Origin of the sequence: Cryobacterium sp. TMT2-15-1 (assembly GCF_004402345.1) — a bacterium.
Lineage (GTDB): Bacteria > Actinomycetota > Actinomycetes > Actinomycetales > Microbacteriaceae > Cryobacterium > Cryobacterium sandaracinum.
This window is the reverse complement of the sequence record NZ_SOGD01000019.1, coordinates 44,497-65,437: the sequence shown is the minus strand read 5'-3', so window position 1 is coordinate 65,437 and position 20,941 is coordinate 44,497. Positions and strand designations below refer to the sequence as shown.

16 protein-coding genes and 1 pseudogene are annotated in these 20,941 nt (G+C 68.2%); 12 read left to right on the top strand and 5 right to left on the bottom strand.

The genetic code is table 11. The features are described from left to right. Together paaE and E3O62_RS04030 are read left to right on the top strand one after the other, a co-directional pair. Positions 1–1,152, top strand: a complete 1,152-nt coding sequence (gene paaE / locus E3O62_RS04035; RefSeq protein WP_134397624.1) for a 1,2-phenylacetyl-CoA epoxidase subunit PaaE — start codon at positions 1–3, stop codon at positions 1,150–1,152. A gap of 48 nt (positions 1,153–1,200) precedes the next feature. Next, positions 1,201–1,974, top strand: coding sequence for an enoyl-CoA hydratase/isomerase family protein (locus E3O62_RS04030; RefSeq protein WP_134394009.1), 774 nt, complete (start codon positions 1,201–1,203; stop codon positions 1,972–1,974). A 106-nt stretch (positions 1,975–2,080) separates the two neighbouring features. On the opposite strand, the gene E3O62_RS04025 is transcribed toward E3O62_RS04030, so the two are convergent. From E3O62_RS04025 to E3O62_RS04005, 5 genes are all read right to left on the bottom strand, one after another. Next, positions 2,081–2,788, bottom strand: a complete 708-nt coding sequence (locus E3O62_RS04025) for an ABC transporter ATP-binding protein (RefSeq protein WP_134394008.1) — start codon at positions 2,786–2,788, stop codon at positions 2,081–2,083. Beyond that, on the bottom strand, positions 2,785–4,701 hold the full coding sequence (locus E3O62_RS04020) for an ATP-binding cassette domain-containing protein (protein ID WP_134397623.1): 1,917 nt from the start codon (positions 4,699–4,701) through the stop codon (positions 2,785–2,787). Before E3O62_RS04020 ends, E3O62_RS04025 begins: the two co-directional genes overlap by 4 nt. 4 nt (positions 4,702–4,705) lie before the next feature. Beyond that, a complete protein-coding gene (locus E3O62_RS04015) occupies positions 4,706–5,578 on the bottom strand; it encodes a branched-chain amino acid ABC transporter permease (protein ID WP_166786412.1) in 873 nt (290 codons plus the stop codon). A 2-nt stretch (positions 5,579–5,580) separates the two neighbouring features. Next, positions 5,581–6,765: an ABC transporter substrate-binding protein gene (locus E3O62_RS04010; RefSeq protein WP_134394005.1), complete on the bottom strand. Its 1,185-nt coding sequence runs from the start codon at positions 6,763–6,765 to the stop codon at positions 5,581–5,583. A 175-nt stretch (positions 6,766–6,940) separates the two neighbouring features. Beyond that, positions 6,941–7,861 (bottom strand): EamA family transporter, encoded by a 921-nt coding sequence (locus E3O62_RS04005; RefSeq protein ID WP_134397621.1) that lies wholly within the window; start codon positions 7,859–7,861, stop codon positions 6,941–6,943. Positions 7,862–7,931: 70 nt separating this feature from the next. Here E3O62_RS04005 and E3O62_RS04000 point away from each other — a divergent pair, with 70 nt between their 5' ends. The 10 genes and pseudogenes from E3O62_RS04000 to E3O62_RS03960 all read left to right on the top strand — a co-directional run bounded on the left by E3O62_RS04000 (position 7,932) and on the right by E3O62_RS03960 (position 20,937). Next, positions 7,932–8,588 (top strand): copper resistance CopC family protein, encoded by a 657-nt coding sequence (locus tag E3O62_RS04000; protein ID WP_166784940.1) that lies wholly within the window; start codon positions 7,932–7,934, stop codon positions 8,586–8,588. Positions 8,589–8,627: 39 nt separating this feature from the next. Next, positions 8,628–10,655 carry a DNA helicase RecQ gene (recQ, locus tag E3O62_RS03995; protein WP_166786411.1) on the top strand — a complete coding sequence of 676 codons (2,028 nt, stop codon included), beginning with the start codon at positions 8,628–8,630 and terminating at the stop codon, positions 10,653–10,655. Between the two features lie 57 nt (positions 10,656–10,712). Then, positions 10,713–11,051: pseudogene (locus E3O62_RS17485) on the top strand (class I SAM-dependent methyltransferase); the annotation flags it as partial. A 474-nt stretch (positions 11,052–11,525) separates the two neighbouring features. Continuing rightward, positions 11,526–13,682: an acyl-CoA dehydrogenase gene (locus E3O62_RS03990; protein WP_166784565.1), complete on the top strand. Its 2,157-nt coding sequence runs from the start codon at positions 11,526–11,528 to the stop codon at positions 13,680–13,682. A gap of 201 nt (positions 13,683–13,883) precedes the next feature. Further along, positions 13,884–14,816, top strand: a complete 933-nt coding sequence (locus tag E3O62_RS03985; protein WP_134397618.1) for an ABC transporter ATP-binding protein — start codon at positions 13,884–13,886, stop codon at positions 14,814–14,816. Further along, positions 14,813–15,694 carry an ABC transporter permease gene (locus tag E3O62_RS03980; RefSeq protein WP_134397617.1) on the top strand — a complete coding sequence of 294 codons (882 nt, stop codon included), beginning with the start codon at positions 14,813–14,815 and terminating at the stop codon, positions 15,692–15,694. Before E3O62_RS03985 ends, E3O62_RS03980 begins: the two co-directional genes overlap by 4 nt. 10 nt (positions 15,695–15,704) lie before the next feature. After that, positions 15,705–16,982 (top strand): sensor histidine kinase, encoded by a 1,278-nt coding sequence (locus E3O62_RS03975; protein WP_241973303.1) that lies wholly within the window; start codon positions 15,705–15,707, stop codon positions 16,980–16,982. Next, the gene (locus E3O62_RS03970) at positions 16,979–17,662 is read left to right on the top strand and encodes a response regulator transcription factor (RefSeq protein WP_134397616.1); all 684 of its coding nucleotides are present in this window, start codon (positions 16,979–16,981) and stop codon (positions 17,660–17,662) included. Before E3O62_RS03975 ends, E3O62_RS03970 begins: the two co-directional genes overlap by 4 nt. Before the next feature lie 46 nt (positions 17,663–17,708). Continuing rightward, positions 17,709–18,665 (top strand): prolyl aminopeptidase, encoded by a 957-nt coding sequence (gene pip, locus E3O62_RS03965; protein WP_134397615.1) that lies wholly within the window; start codon positions 17,709–17,711, stop codon positions 18,663–18,665. Positions 18,666–18,900: 235 nt separating this feature from the next. Next, positions 18,901–20,937 (top strand): endo-1,3-alpha-glucanase family glycosylhydrolase, encoded by a 2,037-nt coding sequence (locus E3O62_RS03960; protein WP_134397614.1) that lies wholly within the window; start codon positions 18,901–18,903, stop codon positions 20,935–20,937. Positions 20,938–20,941 lie beyond the last annotated feature (4 nt).

Sequence of the window (20,941 nt, the reverse complement as noted above, 5' to 3'; positions counted from 1 at the left end):
ATGGCCGCACTCAATCTGGGCAGTACCGATTCAGCCGTTCTCGACCTTGCCGCCGAGCCTACGAAGCGCCGCGCCCGGTTCCACACCCTCGCCGTCGGCGAGGTGCGTCAGCTCACCCAGGACAGCGTCGAGGTGACCTTCCTGGTTCCCGAGGAATTGCAGGGGGAGTTCGACTACGACCCCGGGCAGCACCTGGCGTTGCGCGCCACGATCGGCGGCCGGGAGTTGCGCCGCAGCTACTCGATCTGTCGTCCGCACGCGCTCGGCTCGGTCAGCGTCGCGATCAAGCGCGACCTCGGCGGGGTCTTCTCCAGCTGGGCGAACACCGAACTCCGGGCCGGGGCCCGCCTTGACGTGATGAGCCCACAGGGCACGTTCACCACTGCGCTGGATACTCTGGACGACAAGCACATCGTCGGAATCGCCGCCGGCAGCGGGATCACGCCGCTGATGTCGCTCGCGCACACCGTGCTCGAACGCTCGGAGACCTCCCGCTTCACGCTCGTCTACACGAACCGCACCGCGCTCGACGTGATGTTTCTCGACGAACTCGCCGACCTGAAAGACCGGTACCCGGCCCGGCTGGCACTGCACCACGTTCTCTCGCGCCAGTCCCGCTCCTCCGCCCTGCTCTCCGGCCGGATCGACGAGGAGAAGCTGCGCCTGATGCTGGCCAGCATCATCCGTCCCGCCGCCGTCGACGAGTGGTTCCTCTGCGGGCCGTTCGAACTGGTGCAGTTGTGCCGCGACACGCTGGAGAGCGTGGACGTCGAGCCGGGCCACATCCGGTTCGAACTGTTCACGACGGGGGAGCCGACACACGCGGCCGGCGACACCGGGCGGCCGGTGGTCGTCGGAATCGGCGACAAGACCTTCGAGATCGAGTTCACGCTCGACGGCGAGAGCGCCACGGTGACCACGCCCGTCAACGCGAAGGAGAGCATCCTGAACGCAGCCCTGCGTGTGCGGCCGGACGTTCCGTTTGCCTGCGCCGGGGGAGTGTGCGGCACCTGCCGCGCCAAGCTCGTCAGCGGTGACGTCACGATGACCGAGAACTACGCCCTCGAACCGGACGAACTGGCCCGCGGCTACGTGCTCACCTGCCAGTCGCACCCAACGACCGACCGGGTCGTCGTCGACTACGACGTGTAGCGCCACTCGCCCATCAGGTATGGCGCGCAAGCGCAGAAAGCGGTTCCCGTGATCGAGCTGTCCATCCGGGACGACGTGGCCTACGTCGTCCTGAACGCCCCCGACAAGCTGAACGCGCTCGACGAGGCAGGCCTCGCCGAGCTCGCGGCCTCATACGAGACCGCGGAGGCGGCCGGCGTGCGCGCCCTCGTGCTGCGCGGCGAGGGCCGCGCATTCTGCGCGGGCCGTGACATCGCGGGCGTCGACCCGAGCGACGACGATGTGATGGGTTTCCTGGGGGGACTCGTCACGCCGTTGCTGCAGCGCATGAGCGCCTTCCCGGCGCCCACCTTCGCCGCCGCGACCGGGGCCTGCCTCGGGGTAGGCCTCGGCCTGCTGATCGCCACGGATGTCGTCTACGTGGCTGACACCGCGAAGATCGGGTCCCCGTTCGCGAACCTCGGTGCCACGCTGGATTCCGGCGGCCATGCCCTGTTCGTCGACCGGCTCGGCGCGCACCGCACTCTCGACCTGATCTACTCCGGCCGGCTCATGTCGGGCGCGGAGGCCGTGGCCTCCGGCCTGTTCAGCCAGGTCTTCCCGGCCGACGAGGTGACGGCTGCCACGTCGACGGCCGCCCAACGGGCCGCACAGGGGGCAACTCAGGCGTTCCTCGCCAGCAAGGAGCTCGTGCGCGCCCTCCGGGACGACCGGCTCGGCCTCTGGCAGAGCGTCGCCGCCGAGAACCGGGCGCAGGCGGCCCTCTGCGACACCGCTGACTACCGGGAGGGCTTCGCCGCCTTCCAGCAAAAGCGCAAGCCCGCGTTCACCGGCCGCGACTGACCGGCCGCGACTGACCGGCCGCGACTGACCGGCCGCGACTGACCGGTCCCGTCCCTGTCCGCCCGCAGCACCCGCGCGCCGCCCTTGGGCCGGGCGACGGATGCCGCTAGACGGCCGCGCCACCCAGGTAGGCGTTGTGCACCTCGGGGAGTTCCACGAGTTCGGCCGGGGTTCCCGTGAGGGCCACCCGTCCGCGGTGCATGACCACTGCCCGGTGCGCGATCTTGAACGAGGCGCGCACATTCTGTTCCACGAGGAGAACCGCGAGCTGCTTCTCGACGCAGAGCCGGGAGAGCACGTCCATGATCTCCGCGACCACCTTCGGCGCGAGGCCGATGGACGGCTCGTCCAACATGATCGCCGTCGGGTCCGCCATCAGGCCGCGCCCGATGGCCACCATCTGCTGCTCGCCACCCGAGAGGGTTCCGGCGGCCTGACCCATCCGGGTACGCAGCCGGGGGAAGAGCTCGAGGATCGAGTCGACGTCGCCGTGGCCCTTCTTCGTCCAGGCACCCAGCATGAGGTTGTCCCGCACCGAGAGGGTCGGGAAGCACAGCCGGTTCTCGGGCACATGGGTCAGGCCGAATCCGGCCATCTTCTCCGTGGGCTTCCCGGTGATCGTGCGACCCTCGAGGGTCACGCTGCCCCCGGTGGGCCGGATGAGACCACTGACGGCTCGCAGCAGGGTCGTCTTACCGGCACCGTTTGAGCCCACCACGGCCACGATCTCCCCGCGCGCCACCTCGAAGCTGACCTCGTGCAGCACCGCGAGCTTGCCATAGCCGGCGTCCAGTCCGGAAACGATCAGCGTCATGCGTGCTCCTCCAATTCGTTCAGTTCCGCTTCGGCCTCGTCGAGGTCCGTGCCCAGGTAGGCAACCACCACGGCGGGGTCGTTGCGCACCGACTCCGGGTCGCCGTGCGCGATGAGCACACCGTCGTCGAGCACCGCGACATGGTCGGCGAGGGACATCACCTGCGCCACATCGTGCTCGACGAGCACGATCGTGAGCCCGGCGGTCCGCAGCCGGCGCAGCAGCTCGGCCATCACCTCGCGCTCCGCGCCGGATAGGCCGGCCATCGGCTCGTCGAGGAGGAGCAGGGCCGGCTCGGCGGCCAGAGCCCGGCAGACCTCCATGATTCGCTGCTTGCCGAACGACAGATCCGAGGCCGAGTCGTCCGCGGCATCCGAGAGTTTCATCGACTGCAGGATCTCGAAGGACGCGGCGCGGTGGGTGCTCTGCTCACCCGACTGCAGCCCCAGCATTCCGCGGAGGACGCCCGCGCTTCCCTTGCGGTACCTGCCCATGTACACGTTGCCGACGACATCCGTCGAGGTGAAAACCTGCAGGTTCTGGAACGTGCGGGTCAGCCCGTGCGCGGCGGCGACGTGCGGCTTGCGGCCGGAGATGACCTGGCCGAGGAACGTGACGGTGCCTTCGCTTGGGGTCAGTGCTCCGGAGATCATGTTGAAGCAGGTCGTCTTGCCGGCACCGTTGGGGCCGATCAGACCCAGGATGCTGCCGGCCGGCACGGTGAGGTTCACATCGTTGACCGCGACGACGCCGCCATATCGTTTGCTCAGTCCCTCGAGGACGAGGATCGGCTCACCGGCCGCGACAGGGGTGCTGACCGCCGGGAGCTGCGGGATCGTCGTGGCATCCTCCGGTACGTGCGCATGCGCGTCGCCGGGTGGGCGCTTTCCGCCGAACGGCAACTTCTGCCACAATGTGGTCGCCGCCTGGTGGAGGCCGCCGGGCAGGAGCAGGATCACCAGGATCAGGACGATACCGTAACCGAGCAACTGCACCTCTCCGGTGGCGCCGGGGAAGATGGCCGGGATGACGTCGCGCATGCCCTCGCCGAGGAATTGCACGAGGAAGGCGCCCGCGACGGCGCCCCAGACCGATCCCAGGCCTCCGATGACGACCATCAGCAGGATCGAGACCGACAGGTGGAATTCGGCGGTGGCGGGGCTCACGATTGCGACCTGGTAGGCGTAGAACACGCCGCCGAGACCCGCGAATCCGGCGGAGAGCACGAAGACTTTCAGCCGCAGCGCATAGGTGTTGACACCGAGGCTCTCGGCGGCGAGTTCGGAGTCGTTGACGGCCGAGAGGGCGCGACCGGCACGGCTGTGGGTGAGGTTGAGGGCCAGGATGAGCCCGATCACCACGAACGGCGTCACGAACCAGAGGAAGAAGCCGCTGTTGTCGATCGGGATCCCGAGCACCGTGGGTCGCGAGATGCCGTAGATGCCCGTGGTTCGTCCGGTGACATCCCATTCGCGCACGCCGATCATCACGATGAAGCCGAGCCCCAGCGTCGCTAGCGCGAGGTAGTGGCCGCGCAGGCGCATCAGCGGAAGGCCTACGAGCAGGGCGACCAGCATCGCGGCGAGAACACCGACGGTGGCCGCGACCGGGCCGGGCAGATCGAGCTTGGTCAGCAGGATCGCGTGGGTGTACGCACCGATCGCGAAGAACGCGGCCTGCCCGAGGCTGACCTGCCCGGCCAGACCCATCAGCAGGTTGAGCCCGATGGCCGGCAGGGCGAAGATCATGGCGAACACGACGATGTTCATGACCGAGGAACTGGCCGTGAAGGGGACCACGATCATCAGCGCGACGAGCACGCCGCAGCCGATCAGCGTGCTCTTGTTGTTCGCCCAGAAACGCGCGCGGAGGGAGCGCGTCCCGGCGAGGCTAGGTGTGGTTGCATGTGTCATTTCGCTACACCCTGACCGCTGTGTGCTTGAGAACGAGGCCCTGGGGACGGACGACGAGCACAAGGATGAGGATGAGGAAGGCGGCGCCGTCCCTCAGGCCGGACGAGACGTACCCGGCCACGTAGGCCTCGATCACGCCGAGCAGGAGAGCCCCGACGATCGCGGCACGAAAGGAGACGAAGCCGCCGAGGACGGCGGCGACGAAGCCCTTGAGGCCGAGCAGCACGCCGCCCGACCAGAGCGAGAGGTAGATCGGGGAAGCCACCACGCCGGCGACACCCCCGACGAAACCCGCAATCGCGAAGGCCAGGACTGACGCGGTGACCGGTGAGATCCCCACGATGCGCGCCGCAACGGGCTGCTCCGCACAGGCCCGCAGGGCCTTGCCCCAGCGCGACTTCTCGTAGAAGAGTACGATTCCGCCGCCGACCACGACGAGGGCGCCGATCATCCAGAACTCCTGAGAACGGATGCTCACCCCGCCGATCAGGATGTTGGTCCCCGGGAACAGGGGCACCCCCTTGGCCTCGGGCCCCCAGGCCAGGAGCATGATCGCCTGCAGCAGAGTCGAGACGCCAAGGGTCAGGATGATGGATGTGAGTGGGGTCAGCTTCTTCACCCGCGCGATGATCAGCCGTTCCATCGCAATGGCCACCAGGGTCACCGAGAGGATGGCGACCAGGACCGCGAGAAGGAGCGGCATCCCGGCCGCGGCGAGCCAGGCACTCCCGAGTCCTGCCAGCATCGCGAACTCACCCTGGGCGATGTTGATGACGTGGCGGACCGTGTAGACGGCGATCAGACCGACGGCGAGCAGGGCGTACACAGAGCCCTGTGAAAGTCCTGCCACCGTCAACTGCAGGAAATCAGTAAGCACGATCAGTCCTTGACGAGGTTCCAACGACCATCCTCGGCCTCAGCCAGGATGAGGGCGGAGGCGTCGAGGCCGGAGTGGTTCTTAGCGGTCATCTGGAAGACTCCGGAGATCCCGGTCCACTGGGCGCTCTCGAGTTCGTCGCGCAGGGCATCCGCGTCGGTGCCGGCGGCCTCGATCGCGTTGACGGCGATGTGCCAGGCGTCAAACGCGTGGCCCGCGAAACCGGACGGCTGCTCGCCGTAGGCCGCGTTGTAGTCCGCCTGGAACTGCTCGATGACCTCGCGCTGGGTGTTGTCCGCCGCCAGCTGGTCGGCGACGAGCAGGCGGCCCATCGGGGCGATGACTCCGTTAGCGGCGTCACCGGCGGCGTCGAAGAACGCCTGGTTCGAGATGCCGTGCGAGTGGTAGACCGGCTTGTTCACGCTGAGTTGCACATAGGCCTTCTGGGCCAGGCCGGCCGAGGGGTTGATGCCCCAGATGATGACGGCGTCGGAGTCCGAGCCGCGCACGTTGGTCATCTGCGGGGTGAAGTCGGTCGCGCTCGGCTCGAAGGCCTCCGTCATGACCAGGGTGATGCCGCGCTCGGCGCCGAGGTCCGTGATGTACTCCGCGACCCCTTCGCCGAAACCGCTCGCGTCGCGCACGAGGGCCAGCTTGGTGTATCCCTTCGCCTCGGCGTCGTCGAGGATGCGCTCGAGCACGACCACGTCGTTCTGCGCGGTCTTGAAGACCCACTCCGAGCCCTCGACGATGGCCACGTTGGCCGCGACGGAGATCATCGGGATCTTCGCGGCTTCCGCGATGGGGCGCATGGCCAGGCTGGGCCCGGTGCGTGAGGCACCGATGATGATGTCGACCTTGTCGCTCTCGATCAGCTTGCTCGTGGCCTTGGCCGCGCCGTCCTCGGTCGACTGGTTGTCGATGATGGTGAGTTCGACGTCGCGGCCGTCGATGCCGCCGTCGTCGTTGAGCTGCTTGGCCAGCATTGTGAGCGTGTTCTGCTCCGGCACGCCGAGGCTGGCGCCGACGCCGGTGACGTCGAGAACCGCGCCGATCTTGATCGGGCCGGCCTCCGCTGCAGGGTCGTCCTTGGCCGTTCCCCCCAGGTTCGAGGTGCTGCATCCGGCCAGCGCGAGGGCTGTGATCACGGCAATCGGCGCGATGAAACGCAGACGAGACTTCTTCATTGGAATCTCCTTCAGAGGAACAGATAATTAGTGACCGACCAGTCGTTCACTAATTCAGGTGTGGGCCTGACAGTACCGTGGCATCGCTGCGCGCGGCAAGGGTCCCGAGGCAGTCGTTCGTAACGAGTGGGTGACGGTGTCGGCGGTGACAGGATGCCCGTCGCCGCCCGGTCCGTCAGGCCAGCGCGAGCATTCCGGCCGCGCCGAGGGCGAGCGCGAGGCCCAACCACTGCACCGGTGCGATCCGTTCCCGGAGCACCACGGCGGCGAGCAGGATCGTGCCGGCCGGGTACATTGCCGTGAGTACGCTCATCACGCTGAGGTCCCCGGCGCGCATGCCGAGCAGCAGCAACACATTGGCCATGACGTCGATCACGCCGCAGGCCACGGCCAGCCGCAGCCCGATGGTGAGCGTCGAGCGGGGCTGCGGCGCGGCATCCGTCACCGGTCTGAGCGAACCCGTCATCGGCGCGGTCGTCACCAGTGAACGTCGCCGCCGCAACGCGACCAGGGCGAGCAGCCCGACCACCGAGAACATGATCGCCGCATTCACCGCGCGGTTCATCACCAGCGGCACGAGCCCGCTGTCCGCGGGGGTCAGGTCGATCATCACCATGAAGGCGCCGATCATCGTGCCGGAGCCGAGGGCCATCAGCACGCCGAGCAGGCTCGGCCGCACGGCGCCGCGCTCGGGAACGAAACCCACGAGCAGCACCGCCACGAGCGCCAGGCCGAGCGCCCAGTAGCCGATCGGGGCGAGGCGGTCGCCGCCGGCCAGCCCCACCGTCATCGGCACGACCGCCGACACCACGGCCGTGAGCGGCGAGAGGATGCTCATCGGCCCGATCGCGAGGCAGGCGTAGAGCAGCGAGATCGCGATTGCGCCGCTGACTCCGGACAATCCGCCCCACAGAACGGCCGACGGCGACCAGACCCCTACCACAAACGGTAGGGCGAGCAGCAGGGCCACGAGCCCGGATGCCGCGGCGACGGCCGTCACGAGCAGGGAACTCATGCGCTTGGCGGCGAGCCCGCCAAGGAAGTCGGCACTCCCGAAGATGAGTGCGCCGGTGAGGCCGAGGACCGCGGTAAGCATAGAAAGTGAGCTTAGCGAGTGGCCGGTATCCTGAAACCCACAACTGTGTGAGGCGGGGAGACAGGTCGCTGTGAAACGAGGAAACAGGGCACGGCAGTGGGCAGCGCTCGCGCTGGGCGCCGCGGTGCTGGGGTGGTCCGCCGCCCCGGCATCGGCCCACAACTCCGTGGGCGGGTCCTCCCCGGCCGCGGGCGCCGTCGTGACTGAACAGCCTTCGCTGTTCACAGTGACGACGAACGATGCCCTGCTTGACCTCGGAGACGGGGGAGCGGGCAGCGGGATGCTCATCAGCGGGCCCTCCGGTGTGGCCACGCCTCTCTACTACGGTGACGGCTGTATCAGCCTGCTCGGTCCAACCGTCGAGACCGAGGCCCAGCTGGGCCAGCCGGGCAAGTACACGGTGACCTGGCAGGGGGTCTCGATCGACGGGCATCCGGTGTCCGGCGACTTCACCTTCACCTGGCAACCGGCCGCCGACCAGGCATTGGCTGAAGGGTCCCCGGCCAAGCCGGTCTGCGCCGAGACCGCGGACGCCGCCGCGGATGCTGCTCCCCCGGATTCCACGGACACACGCGCCATCGCCCCCGCCGAAGCCCCCCTCGTCGCCGTCTGGTTCGCCGCCGCCCTCGGTGCCGTCCTCGTCGCCGTGGCGGGAACCCTCCTCGCCATCCGCCGACGCGCGCCTCGCCCACCGAATCAGCCCGAGCGGCCCGACCAGCCCGCGTAGCCGACCCGCACCATCGGAGGGCGAAGGTAGAGTTGCCGGGTGAGTTGGAACGCCGAAATACCGTGGAATCCTGACGAGTTCGAACCACCCGACGAATTCGACGCCCCGCCACCGCCCGACGGCTATGCCGGCGGAGCCAGGGAGTGGGAACCTGCCCCGGACCGGCCGGGCCCGGCAGGCCGCGCCGGTGCCGGCGCATCCGCCCTTCGCGTACCCGCCACCCCGCCCCGCCGCGCCACCGCGAAGTTCGCGACGGCTGGCGAGGCCCTGCGCACGGTCTTCGGCTACGACTCCTTCCGCGGCGAGCAGGCCGCCATCATCGACCAGGTCATCAACGGCAACGACGCCGTCGTGCTGATGCCCACCGGGGGCGGTAAGAGCCTGTGCTATCAGATCCCCTCGCTCGTGCGGGAGGGCACCGGCATCGTCATCTCGCCGCTGATCGCCCTCATGCAAGACCAGGTCGACGCGCTCACCGCCGTGGGCGTGCGCGCCGCGTTCCTCAACTCCAGCCAGGACTCCGCTGCGCGGGGCACGGTCGAGCGCGACTATCTCGCCGGCAACCTCGACCTGCTTTACGTCGCCCCCGAGCGACTCTCCTCCGAGGCCACCAAGCGTTTCCTCGACCGCGGCACCATCGCCCTCTTCGCCATCGACGAGGCCCACTGCGTGTCGCAGTGGGGGCACGACTTCCGGCCCGACTACCTGGCCCTGTCCGACCTGGCCGACCGCTGGCCCGACGTTCCGCGCATCGCTCTCACCGCCACGGCCACCGACGCCACCCATAAAGAGATCACCACCCGGCTACAGATGGGCGCTGCCCGGCACTTCGTCGCCAGCTTCGACCGGCCCAACATCCAATACCGCATCGTCGGCAAGGCCGAGCCGCGCAAGCAGCTTCTGGCCTTCATCAAGGCCGAGCACCCCACGGATGCCGGCATTGTCTATGCCCTCAGTCGCAAGACCGTCGAGGCGACCGCCGACTTCCTGCGCCAGAATGGGCTCAACGCGCTGCCCTACCACGCGGGCCTCGACCAGGGGGTGCGCGCCCGCACCCAGTCCCGGTTCCTCCGTGAGGAGGGCGTCATCATCGTCGCCACGATCGCGTTCGGCATGGGCATCGACAAACCGGACGTGCGTTTCGTCGCCCACATCGACCTGCCCAAGTCCGTCGAGGGCTACTACCAGGAGACCGGCCGCGCGGGCCGCGACGGCCTGCCCTCCACCGGCTGGCTCACCTATGGCCTGCAAGACGTCGTGCAGCAGCGCCGCATGATCGACGAGTCGCCTGGCGACCTCGGCCACCGGCGCAAGCTCTCCGCCCACCTCGACGCCATGCTCGCGCTCTGTGAGACCGTCAGCTGCCGCCGGGTCAACCTGCTGCGCTACTTCGGCCAGTCCAGCGAGCCGTGCGGCAACTGCGACACCTGCCTTGAACCCCCCGTCGGCTGGGACGGCACCGTCCCCGCACAGAAACTGCTCTCCACCGTGGTGCGCCTGCTGCGCGAGCGTAATCAGCGCTTCGGCGCCGGGCAGCTTATCGACATCCTGCGCGGCAAGGTGACCCCGCGCACCACTCAGCACGGCCACGACCGGCTGGCCACCTGGGGCATCGGCGCCGACCTCAGCGACCAGCAGTGGCGCGGCGTCGTGAGGCAGCTCCTCGCCCAGGGTTTCCTGGCCACCTCCGGCGAATACGGTACCCTGGTGCTGACGGATGCCGCCGCGGAGGTCCTCGCTGGTCGCCGCACAGTGGAGCTCCGCACCGAGCCCGAACGGGCCGTCCGCCCCGCGGCCGGGGCCCGCAAAAGCGCCGCGAAGGCGGCCGCGGCCGATCTCAGCCCCGAGCAGGAGGCCCTGTTCGAGGCGCTGCGGGTCTGGCGCTCCGCCCAGTCCAAAGAGCAGGGCGTGCCGGCCTACATTATCTTCGGCGACGCAACGCTGCTGGCGATCGCCGCGACGAAGCCGGCCACTCTGGCCGACCTCGACGGCATCTCCGGCGTCGGAGCCAAGAAGCTCGACGCCTACGGTGCCGCCCTCCTCGAGGTCGTGTCCGCCGGAACCTGACGCCTCCCGTCCCTGCCCCAACCCGCAGCATCCCGCGAAACCGGGTAGAACTGGGTAATGGACTGGACCGAGTACTTCAACGCTCAGGCCGGTCGCCCTCCGCGTGCGGTGCTGCTCCGTGCCCTCGACCTCCGTGCCGACGCGTCACCCGCCCCACCCGGCACTGCGATCGACTTGGGCTGCGGTGCGGGCACCGAGACCCGGCACCTGCTCGCCGCCGGCTGGACCGTACACGCGTTCGACGCCGACCCGGGCTCCGAGGTCAGGGTCCGGACGGGCCTGCGCGCCGCAGAGCAGTCCCGCTTGGTCTTTCACCGGTCCCGCTTCGAGGACCTCCCCGAGCTGCCCGCCGCAGACCTCGTCTATGCGGGGTTTTCCCTGCCCTTCTGCGACCCCGCGGTGTTCCCCGACCTGTGGGCGGGCATCCGCGCGGCGCTGACGCCCGGCGCCTGGTTTGCCGGAGAATTCTTCGGCCCCCACGATGAATGGGCCGGCCGCGCAGACATGAACTTCCATGACCGCGGCCAGGTCGAGGCGCTCCTGGCCGGGCTGCACGTCGTCGGCCTCGTCGAAGACGACCGCCCCGGCCAGTCCGCATTCGGCCCTCGCCACTGGCACCTCTTCCACGTCACCGCCCGCACCCCGACGACCTGTGCCGTCAGGAGCGGCCGGGCCCTCGCTCCGGCAGAGGTGGTGCCCCGTTTGTGGGTAACCGTTCCGTCATACCCTTTAGCGCTGAGGAAACCTACAAGACGAATGCCGGGCGGAGCATGCTTCGTTGTAGGCCCGTCACGCACTATTTCCCCGCTTCGTGAGAGCCGCCTAGCGTGTAAGAAAATTTCGAGTTCGCGCGAAGACGAAGGACCAATGATGGTTGACACTGCTCAGCGCTCCAACAGCACTACCCCCGCCAAGACGGACAAGAAGACGGACGCGACCCTGGCCACGACCGTCGCCGTCACGCCCCCCGTGGCGCCCGGCGTCGACACCGGCCCGGTCATGATCGCCGGCCAGGCCGGTGCACCCACGGTCAACATCGAGTCGCTGCACCGACAGCTGCTCGGCACCTGGGCCGACGTGCGCCTGCTGGCCCGCGAGCTCACGGCCAAGCCCGAACTGCAGCGCATCGAGGGCCAATCCATGGCCGAGCACCGCGAACGCGTGCTGGGCCAGCTCCTGATCCTGGCCGAGAACGGGCACGTGCACCGCGCGTTCCCGACGCACCTGGGCGGCGCCGACGACCACGGCGGAAACATCGCCGGGTTCGAGGAACTCGTCACCGCCGACCCCAGCCTGCAGATCAAGGCGGGCGTGCAGTGGGGTCTGTTCGGCGCGGCCGTGCTGCACCTCGGCACCAAGAAGCACCACGACGCCTACCTGCCGGGCATCATGACCATGCAGGTCCCGGGCGTCTTCGCGATGACCGAAACCGGCCACGGCTCGGATGTCGCGGCCATTGGCACGACTTCGACCTACGACCCTGCCACGCAGGAATTCGTTATCGACACCCCGTTCCGCGCGGCGTGGAAGGACTACCTCGGAAACGCCGCGAAGGACGGCATCGCCGCCGTTCTCTTCGCGCAGCTGATCACCGCGGGCGTCAACCATGGAGTGCACGCATTCTGGGTGCCGATCCGCGACGAGTCCGGGGATTTCCTCCCCGGCATCGGTGGCGAGGACGACGGACTCAAGGGCGGCCTCAACGGCATCGACAACGGGCGGCTCCACTTCGACGGGGTGCGCATCCCCCGCGAAAACCTGCTCAACCGCTATGGCGACGTCGCCCAGGACGGGACCTACACCAGCCCGATCTCCAGCCCCGGCCGCCGCTTTTTCACCATGCTCGGCACCCTCGTGCAGGGCCGCGTCTCGCTCGACGGCGCCGCCACCCAGGCTTCGGCGATGGCCCTCACGATCGCCATCACCTACGGCAGCCAGCGCCGCCAGTTCAACGCCGGTAGCGACACCGACGAGGAGGTCATCCTCGACTACCAGCGCCACCAGCGCCGTCTGCTGCCGCGCCTGGCCACGACCTACGCGCACACGTTCGCCCACGACGAGTTCCTGGTCAAGTTCGATCAGGTCTTCAGTGGCCAGGCCGACACGGATGCCGACCGGCAGGACCTCGAAACCCTTGCCGCCGCCCTCAAGCCGCTCTCGACCTGGCACGCTCTCGACACCCTGCAGGAGGCCCGCGAAGCCTGCGGCGGCGCCGGATTCCTGGCCGAGAACCGGCTGGTCGGCCTGCGCGCCGACCTGGACGTCTTCGCCACCTTCGAGGGCGACAACAACGTGCTCCTGCAACTCGTCGCGAAGCGTCTGCTCACCGACTACAGCCGCAAGTTCGCGTCAGCCGGCCCGGGCGTGCTCGCCCGCTACGTCGTGCAGCAAGCTGCCGGCCGCGCCTACCACGGTACCGGGCTCCGCACCCTGGGCCAGGCGGTCTCCGACTTCGGCTCCACCGCTCGCTCCGTGGGCCACCTCCGCGACACCGCGGTGCAGCGGGAGCTGCTCACCAACCGGGTCGAAACCATGATCGCCGAGATAGCGGGCAAGCTCCGCTCGGCCGGCAAGCTGGCACCGAAGGAAGCCGCGGCCCTCTTCAACGCCAACCAGGACCAGCTGATCGAGGCGGCCCGTTCGCACGGCGAGCTGCTGCAGTGGGAGGCGTTCACCCGGGCGGTGGAGACCGCCGAAGACGCCGGCACGAAGCAGGTCCTGACCTGGCTGCGCGACCTGTTCGGCCTCGGGCTGGTAGAGAAGCACCTGGCCTGGTACCTGATCCACGGGCGCCTGTCGGCCAAGCGGGCACAGTCGGTCACGGCCTACATCGACCGCATCATCGCCCGGCTCCGTCCCCACTCCGTCGACCTGGTCGACGCCTTCGGCTACAGCCAGGACCACCTCCGGTCGGCAATCGCCAGCGGTGCCGAGCAGGAGCGCCAGAACGAGGCCAGGGACTACTACCAAACCCAGCGTGCCAACGGCACCGCTCCCCGCGCCGAGAAGGCTCCCGCCAAGAGGTAGCCCCGATCCGGTGAAGAGTGCCCGTTCCGCCGGCCGCTCTCTACCGGAACGGGCACCGTCGTGTCGTACCCAGGTACGAGGCCGGCGGGCGCACAAGCGTCCGCCGGGCCGATGCGTGCAGCATCCGTCCCCCCGTAGCGTCGATGACGTGCCGATCTCACACGGTGAGACCGGCCCCACCGATGTACAACGAGGAGACGGATGATTCAGGCACAGTCCCTGACCAAACGGCACGGCGGCAAGACCGCGGTCGACGCGATCGACTTCACCGTGCAGCCCGGCAAGGTGACCGGCCTGCTGGGTCCGAACGGCGCCGGCAAGAGCACCATCATGCGCATGATCGTCGGACTCGACCGGCCGACCGCCGGATCGGTCACGGTCAACGGCAAGCATTACAGCGAGCACCGAGCGCCGCTGTGCGAGGTGGGCGTGCTGCTCGACGCGAGGGCCGTGCACACCGGCCGCTCGGCCCGCAACCACCTGCTGGCCCTGGCGGCCACCCACGGCATCCCGGCCGCCCGGGTCGACGAGGTGATCGAGCTCACCGGGATTGGAGCCGTCGCCCGCACGCGCGTCGGCCGCTTCTCCCTCGGCATGGGCCAGCGCCTCGGTATCGCAGCGGCGCTGCTCGGCGACCCTGCGGTGCTGATTCTCGACGAGCCCGTCAACGGGCTCGACCCCGAGGGCGTGCAGTGGGTGCGCCAGCTGATGCGGCACCTCGCCGCGGAGGGCCGCACCGTGCTGCTGTCCTCGCACATGATGAGCGAAATGGCTCTCACGGCCGACCACCTGATCATGCTGGGCCGGGGAAAGCTGATCGCGAATGCCCCGGCCTCCGAGATTATCGGCATGGCCGGCACGCACCGGGTGCGCGTGCGCACCCCTCAGTCCGCCCAGCTCGCGGCCCTGCTCGCCCAGCCCGACGTCACCGTCACTACCGGAGAGCAGGACCTGCTCGAGGTAGCCGGCATTTCGGCCGGTGACATCGGCGAACAGGCCGCCGCCGCGGGTATCGTGCTGCACGAGCTGACCGGCGTGAGCGCGTCACTCGAGGAGGCTTACCTGGCCCTGACCCAAGACGAGGTGGAGTACCGCGCCAGCGGCTCCGCGCAACTGCAGGAGGCCGGACGATGACCGAGACAACCGCGACCAAGACGCCCGCGCCCGCTGCTTCCTCCTCCCCGGCCGCGGACGGCACCGTGCCCGGCGCCGCATCCGCTGTGCACGGCCTGAGCGCGACGGGGTTGCTGCGGTCGGAGTGGATCAAGCTGCGCAGCGTGCGCTCGACGGCCTGGTCGTACGCCCTGCTCGTAGTGGTCTCGCTCGCCCTCGCGGCGGTCATGTCCTCCACTCTCGACCTGCAGGGTGCGGACGCCTCGATGATCCCCGCGGCGGACCAGGCGACTTTCATCGCCCAGACCGCGACATTCGGGGTGTTCTTCGGCCAACTCATCGTGGCCGTCCTCGGCGCGCTGACCATCAGCGGCGAATACTCCACTGGCATGATTCGGTCCACGTTGACCGCGGTGCCGCGCCGGCTGCCCGCCCTCGCGGCGAAGGCCGCCGTGCTGTTCGTCATGACCTTCGCGGTTGGGCTGGCCGCCAACCTCGGTTCCTATCTGGTGGCGTCGCTGGTGCTTTCCCGGCAGGGCTTGGGCGTCAGCATCGCGGATCCAGCCGTGTTCCTGCCGGTGCTCGGCGGGGCGCTCTACCTGGCCCTGATCGCGGTCTTCGCCCTCGGCATCGGCACCATCGTGCGCAGCGGGGCCGGCGGCATCGCCGTCGTGCTCGGCATCGTGCTGCTGCTGCCGATGGTGTTCCAGGTGATCGCTGCCCCGTGGGCCGCCACGGTGCTGCCGTATCTGGTGTCGAACGCGGGCATCAACATGTTCGGGTTGATGTCGTTCAGCCCGGTGCCGATCGAGTGGTGGGTCAACCTGCTGGTGGTCCTCGGCTGGCTCGCGGTCAGCCTGGTCGGTGCCGCTGCGGTGTTGAAGCGGAGGGACGCGTAGAGTCCTCTGAATGACCGAATCACAGCTCACCCTCGGTCGGCAGCTTGTGCCGACCGAGGGTGAACTGCGTCTGCCGACACCGCCGGGGGTGGCCGGACGGTTCTGGGCGCGGCATCCGTGGCTCAGCGACGCGCTGGTCGCGGGCGCCTATTTCGTGCCGATGGCCGTCGGCTTCCTGATCGACCTGACACGGCAGGCCGGGCCCGGACTGCCGCCGCAGGCCCTCATCACCGCCGCCGTGGTGATGGTCATCACGGCCGCACTGCTGGTCCGACGGCACGCCCCGCTTCTCGTGCTCGGGGTGACCTGCGCCGGACTGGTCGCCGCTTTCCCCGGCCAGGGCGACACCCTGCCCGTGCTGATCGCGCTTTACACCGCCGCGGTCTACCGTGGCGTGCGAAGCGCATGGTTCGGCCTCGCCGTGGCGATCGGCATCGGCGCCCTGGGTGCTTTTCTGGGCGCGAGCAGCTACGCATCCTGGCTCGCGGTCGCCTCCCAATCCGCGGTCCTCATGCTCGCGGCCACCCTGATCGGCGTCACGGTCGGCGATCGCAAGCGTTACGTGGCCGCGCTGGTCGAACTGGCCGCACAGCTGGCTCGGGAGCGCGACCAGCAGGCCCAGCTCGCCCGCATCACCGAACGCGGGCGCATCGCTCGGGAAATGCACGACATCATCGCGCACAGCCTCTCGGTCATGGTCGCGCTCGCCGACGGGGCCGACGCGCTGCTCGTCAAAGACCCGGAACGTTCGCGCGCTGCGCTGCGCGAGGTGGCCCGGACCGGCCGTGGCTCGATGTCCGAGATGCGCCGGCTGCTCGGCGTGCTGAGTGAGGGTCCTCAGGAGCAGGGCGACCCCGAGGGGACGGATGTCCCCCTCCGGCCCCAACCCGGCGCCGACCAGCTCGTCGACCTGGTCGAATCGTTCCGCGCCGCCGGGCTGCCCGCCCGGCTGGAACTCACCGGGCGCATTCCCGGGAGCCAGAGTCTGCAGTTGACGGTCTACCGGATCGTGCAGGAATCGCTGACCAACGCGCTGCGGTATTCGGCGCATCCGAGCGCGGTGACCGTGCGACTGACCCGGGTGCCGGGTCGGCTCGAGGTGGTCATCGCCGACGACGGCCGGAACGCGTCGGCCACAGTGCCGTCGTCGACTGCCGGGCGGGGCATCATCGGGCTGCGTGAGCGCGTTGCGCTCTACGACGGCACCCTCGTGGCCGGGAGCCGTCCCGGCGGCGGCTGGCAGGTGCGCGCGACGATGACGGTCGACGAGACGGGGGAACGGGCATGACGCCGATCCGGATCTTGCTCGTCGACGACCAGGCGCTGCTGCGCACGGGCTTCCGGATGGTGCTCGAGGCCGAGGACGATTTCACCGTGGTGGCCGAGGCCGGCGACGGCGCCGCGGCGATCGCACTCGCCGCCGGCCTGCATCCCGACGTCATTCTGATGGATGTGCGGATGCCCGGAATCGACGGTATCGAGGCCACACGGCGGATCACCGCCGCGTGCCCCGACAGCCGGATCATCATTCTCACCACTTTCGACCTCGACGAGTACGCCTTCGGTGGCCTCCGCGCGGGCGCGCGCGGGTTCCTGCTGAAAGACGCCCAGCCCGCTGAACTCACCGCGGCTATCCGGGCCGTGGCCTCGGGCGACGCCTCCGTTTCGGCGCGTGTGACCCGGCGCATGCTGGACCTGTTCGGAGCAAAGCTTCCGGGGGCAGAGCGGGAGACCGACGTCACCGAAGCGGATGCCGACGCCGGCCGACTCGGCCTGCTCACCGAGCGGGAGCACGAGGTGTTCCTCGCGGTCGCGGAGGGTCTGTCGAACCCGGAACTCGCCGAACGTTTCTTCCTATCCGAGTCCACCGTCAAGAGCCACGTCGGACGCATCCTTGCCAAGCTTGAGCTGCGTGACCGAGTGCAGGTCGTCATCCTCGCCCACAGGCTCGGCCTCGTCACTCCGTGACCGGCCCGATTCCGCGCCGGCGCACCCGGCGAATAGGCTCGGGGGTATGCGCACCTTCTACCCCGAGATCGAACCCTACGAAACCGGACTTCTCGAGGTCGGTGACGGGCAGACCATCTACTGGGAGACATCCGGCAACCCCGACGGCAAGCCGGCCGTCTACCTGCACGGAGGGCCGGGCGGCGGATCGAGCCCGAAGCAGCGCCGTGTGTTCGACCCGGAAAAGTACCGCATCATCCTTTTCGACCAGCGTGGCTGCGGTCAGAGCACGCCGCACGCGAGCGCGGCGGACGCCGACCTCACCACCAACACCACCTGGCACCTCGTGTCCGACCTCGAGAAACTGCGTGAGCACCTCGACATCGATCGCTGGCTGGTCTGCGGCGGGTCCTGGGGCAGCACCCTCAGCCTCGCGTACGCCGAGAAGCACCCGGCCCGGGTCACCGAGCTCGTGCTGCGCGGCATCTTCACGCTGCGCCCGATGGAACTCGACTGGTTCTACGAGGGCGGCGCCGCGGCGATCTATCCGGATCTCTGGGAGAGCTTCATCGCCCCGGTTCCGGTGGAGGAGCGCGGCCACCTGATCAAGGCCTACAAGCGCCTGCTGCACGACCCCGATCAGTACGTGCGCGAGCGGGCCGGCGTGGCCTGGTCCACCTGGGAGTCCTCCACAATCACGCTGTTGCAGCAGCCCGACACGATCGAGCGCTTCACCGAGCCGGCGTTCGCGGTGGCCTTCGCCCGGATCGAGAACCACTACTTCACCAACTCCGGCTGGTTCGAACCGAACCAGCTGATCCGCGACGCGGACCGGCTGAAAGACATTCCCGGCGTCATCGTGCAGGGCCGCTATGACATGTGCACCCCCGCGTTCACCGCCTGGGAGCTGCACCAGAACTGGCCGGAGGCCGATTTCAGGCTGATCCCGGATGCCGGTCACTCCTTCGACGAGCCGGGCAACCTGGACGCGATCATCGAGGCGACGGACCGCTTCGCGGCCTGAGGCCGGCCGGGAGAATCCCGGCGACAGCAGGCCCAGACCGGTCGGACGGCGGTCCTGAATATGTGCTCGCTCCCGTCGAAATAATCTCTGCCGGTGGTCTGTCCAGGCCCTTGACACTCTCGTTTTATTTGGTAATCGCACTACCCTTCGATAGCATTCGAATATTGCTCAGGTGGCCCCTCTTCGGGGGTCACGTCCCTCGCGCTCTCGATCGCGCACAATCTTGAGATGTTGTATGTCTGCTCTGTATGCTGCCCAAAAATCCCCGATCAAATTCCTGAACCGGCACCCCAATGGCAAGCCACGTCTCGCCAAGCTATGGCAACTCACGGCCGTCCTTGCGGCGACAGTGCTGGCCCTATCGGCTTTCGTTCCGTTGCCCGCGTCGGCGGTGACCTCTCCCCAGGCTGTCGCCGCTGCCCCGATCGCAGTGAAAGCGGGGGAGGCCACCTGGACCACTATCCGCGAACCCAGCACACCCCAGAACGCCACGCCGTACGTCAGCGCCACGTCGCTGGCTGACAAGACCTTCCTCAAATTCGACACGGCACAGTACACGGGCATGAGCGTCGTGTCGGCGACATTGGACTTGAAAGTCGCCAGCACCACCTCTACCGCACCTGGCGTGCAGGTCTATCCGGTCTCCTCGGACTGGAGCGCGTCGTCTCTGACTGAGTCGAACCGCCCGGCCCACATCGACACGGAACTGAGTGGGGCATCGGTTCGGGCTCTGACCGGACAGACAATTTCTGTGCCGCTCTCGGGTCTGAACGGTACAGCGTTGTCCGGGTCGACTGCGTTCGAGGTGCGCTTCGCCCAGAAGTTTGTCAGCACCTCGTTCGTAGGCAAAGGGGAGGCGCGCCCCACGCTGAAGCTCGTCCTCGCGGCAACCGGCTCGGCGACCGGCTCGGCCACCGGATCCGACAACCTGTCATTCGCGGTTCCCGGGCCGAACACCACCGGCAAAAAGGTCTTTGCACACTACTTTCCGCCGTACCCCATCTCCATCGAGAACAAGGCACCCGCATCCGATTACTACGCGATCAACTACCTCACCTCGCAGGGCGAGGGAGGCATCCACGCCAACTACGGCGGATTGCTGCGCGACCGCCCTGAGGCTCGCGCTCCGCGCTCGGGGGATTGGAAACTCACTGATATGAAAGAGGAAGTCACCGACGCGGCAGATGCCGGTATCGATGGCTTCACCGTCGACATCATGAGTCTGTCCGGCCTCAACTGGGAGCGAACACTCGATTTGGTGCAGGGCGCGGAGCAGTCCGGCAGAAACTTCACCATTGTCCCGAACCTGGATATGACGGCCAGCGCCGGAAAGGCCAGCATCGCGACCATCGCGGCGAAACTTGCCGAATTATACAAGTCCCCGGCCACCTATCGTCTGAGTACAGGCGAATTCGTTCTCTCCTCCTTCGCCGCCGAGCGTCAGAACGCGGTCTGGTGGGGGCAGTTGAAGTCGACGTTGGCTTCGCAGTATGGAATCAAGACGGCGTTCATCGCCGTATTCCTTAATGCCAGTGACGAGAACCTGAAGAGTTTTGCACCGATCAGTTATGCGTTGAGCAACTGGGGAACCCGGACGCCGGTGACCATCGAGAACGGTCCCGACTACGCGGCGAAGGCACGAGCACTCGGCGTGAAGTGGATGTCTCCCGTTGCCGTCCAGGACGTCCGGCCCCGAAGCTACCTCTATGACGAAGCCGGCAATACGGAAACCCTGAAGGCGTCTTGGAAACGGGCGCTGTCGAACGGTTCTGAATTGGTGCAACTGGTCACGTGGAACGACTACTCCGAGGGGACGTCGTTTGCTCCTTCGGCAGCGCACGGCGAGGCCTTCCTGGATATCAACGCGTACTACCTGAGCCAGTTCAAGAAGGGCTCGGCGCCGGCTATCGTCAACGACTCGATCTACTTGACGCACCGGATTCAGCCCTATGCAGCGACGCCGACCACGCCGCAGCAGCTCATGTCGCCCACGTTGAGCGGAACAGCCATGAAGCCTCGGGATACCGTCGGAGTGCTCACATTCCTCACGGCACCGGCGACGGTCACGGTCTCAATCGGAGGAAAAAAGACATCGTTCGAGGCGCCGGCAGGAGAATCAAGCAGGACGTTCCCGCTGGCGCTGGGCACGGTCGGTGCGAGTGCAGACCGGAACGGGGCGCAGATCGCCGCGGTCACCTCTCCTCACACAGTCGTTGCGCGCCCTGTCGTGCAGGATCTGCAGTATTACGCCGCAAGCAGCAGGACCCAGTAACCAG

Excerpts from the sequence above, each read along its gene's own strand:
- E3O62_RS03980 (WP_134397617.1), top strand. The coding sequence starts at position 14,813 with ATGACCGAGACAACCGCGACCAAGACGCCCGCGCCCGCTGCTTCCTCC.
- E3O62_RS03990 (WP_166784565.1), top strand. The coding sequence starts at position 11,526 with ATGGTTGACACTGCTCAGCGCTCCAACAGCACTACCCCCGCCAAGACG.
- paaE (WP_134397624.1), top strand. The coding sequence starts at position 1 with ATGGCCGCACTCAATCTGGGCAGTACCGATTCAGCCGTTCTCGACCTT.
- E3O62_RS04025 (WP_134394008.1), bottom strand. The coding sequence starts at position 2,788 with ATGACGCTGATCGTTTCCGGACTGGACGCCGGCTATGGCAAGCTCGCG.
- E3O62_RS04010 (WP_134394005.1), bottom strand. The coding sequence starts at position 6,765 with ATGAAGAAGTCTCGTCTGCGTTTCATCGCGCCGATTGCCGTGATCACA.
- E3O62_RS03970 (WP_134397616.1), top strand. The coding sequence starts at position 16,979 with ATGACGCCGATCCGGATCTTGCTCGTCGACGACCAGGCGCTGCTGCGC.
- E3O62_RS03985 (WP_134397618.1), top strand. The coding sequence starts at position 13,884 with ATGATTCAGGCACAGTCCCTGACCAAACGGCACGGCGGCAAGACCGCG.
- E3O62_RS04020 (WP_134397623.1), bottom strand. The coding sequence starts at position 4,701 with ATGACACATGCAACCACACCTAGCCTCGCCGGGACGCGCTCCCTCCGC.
- E3O62_RS03975 (WP_241973303.1), top strand. The coding sequence starts at position 15,705 with ATGACCGAATCACAGCTCACCCTCGGTCGGCAGCTTGTGCCGACCGAG.
- pip (WP_134397615.1), top strand. The coding sequence starts at position 17,709 with ATGCGCACCTTCTACCCCGAGATCGAACCCTACGAAACCGGACTTCTC.
- E3O62_RS04005 (WP_134397621.1), bottom strand. The coding sequence starts at position 7,861 with ATGCTTACCGCGGTCCTCGGCCTCACCGGCGCACTCATCTTCGGGAGT.
- E3O62_RS03960 (WP_134397614.1), top strand. The coding sequence starts at position 18,901 with ATGTCTGCTCTGTATGCTGCCCAAAAATCCCCGATCAAATTCCTGAAC.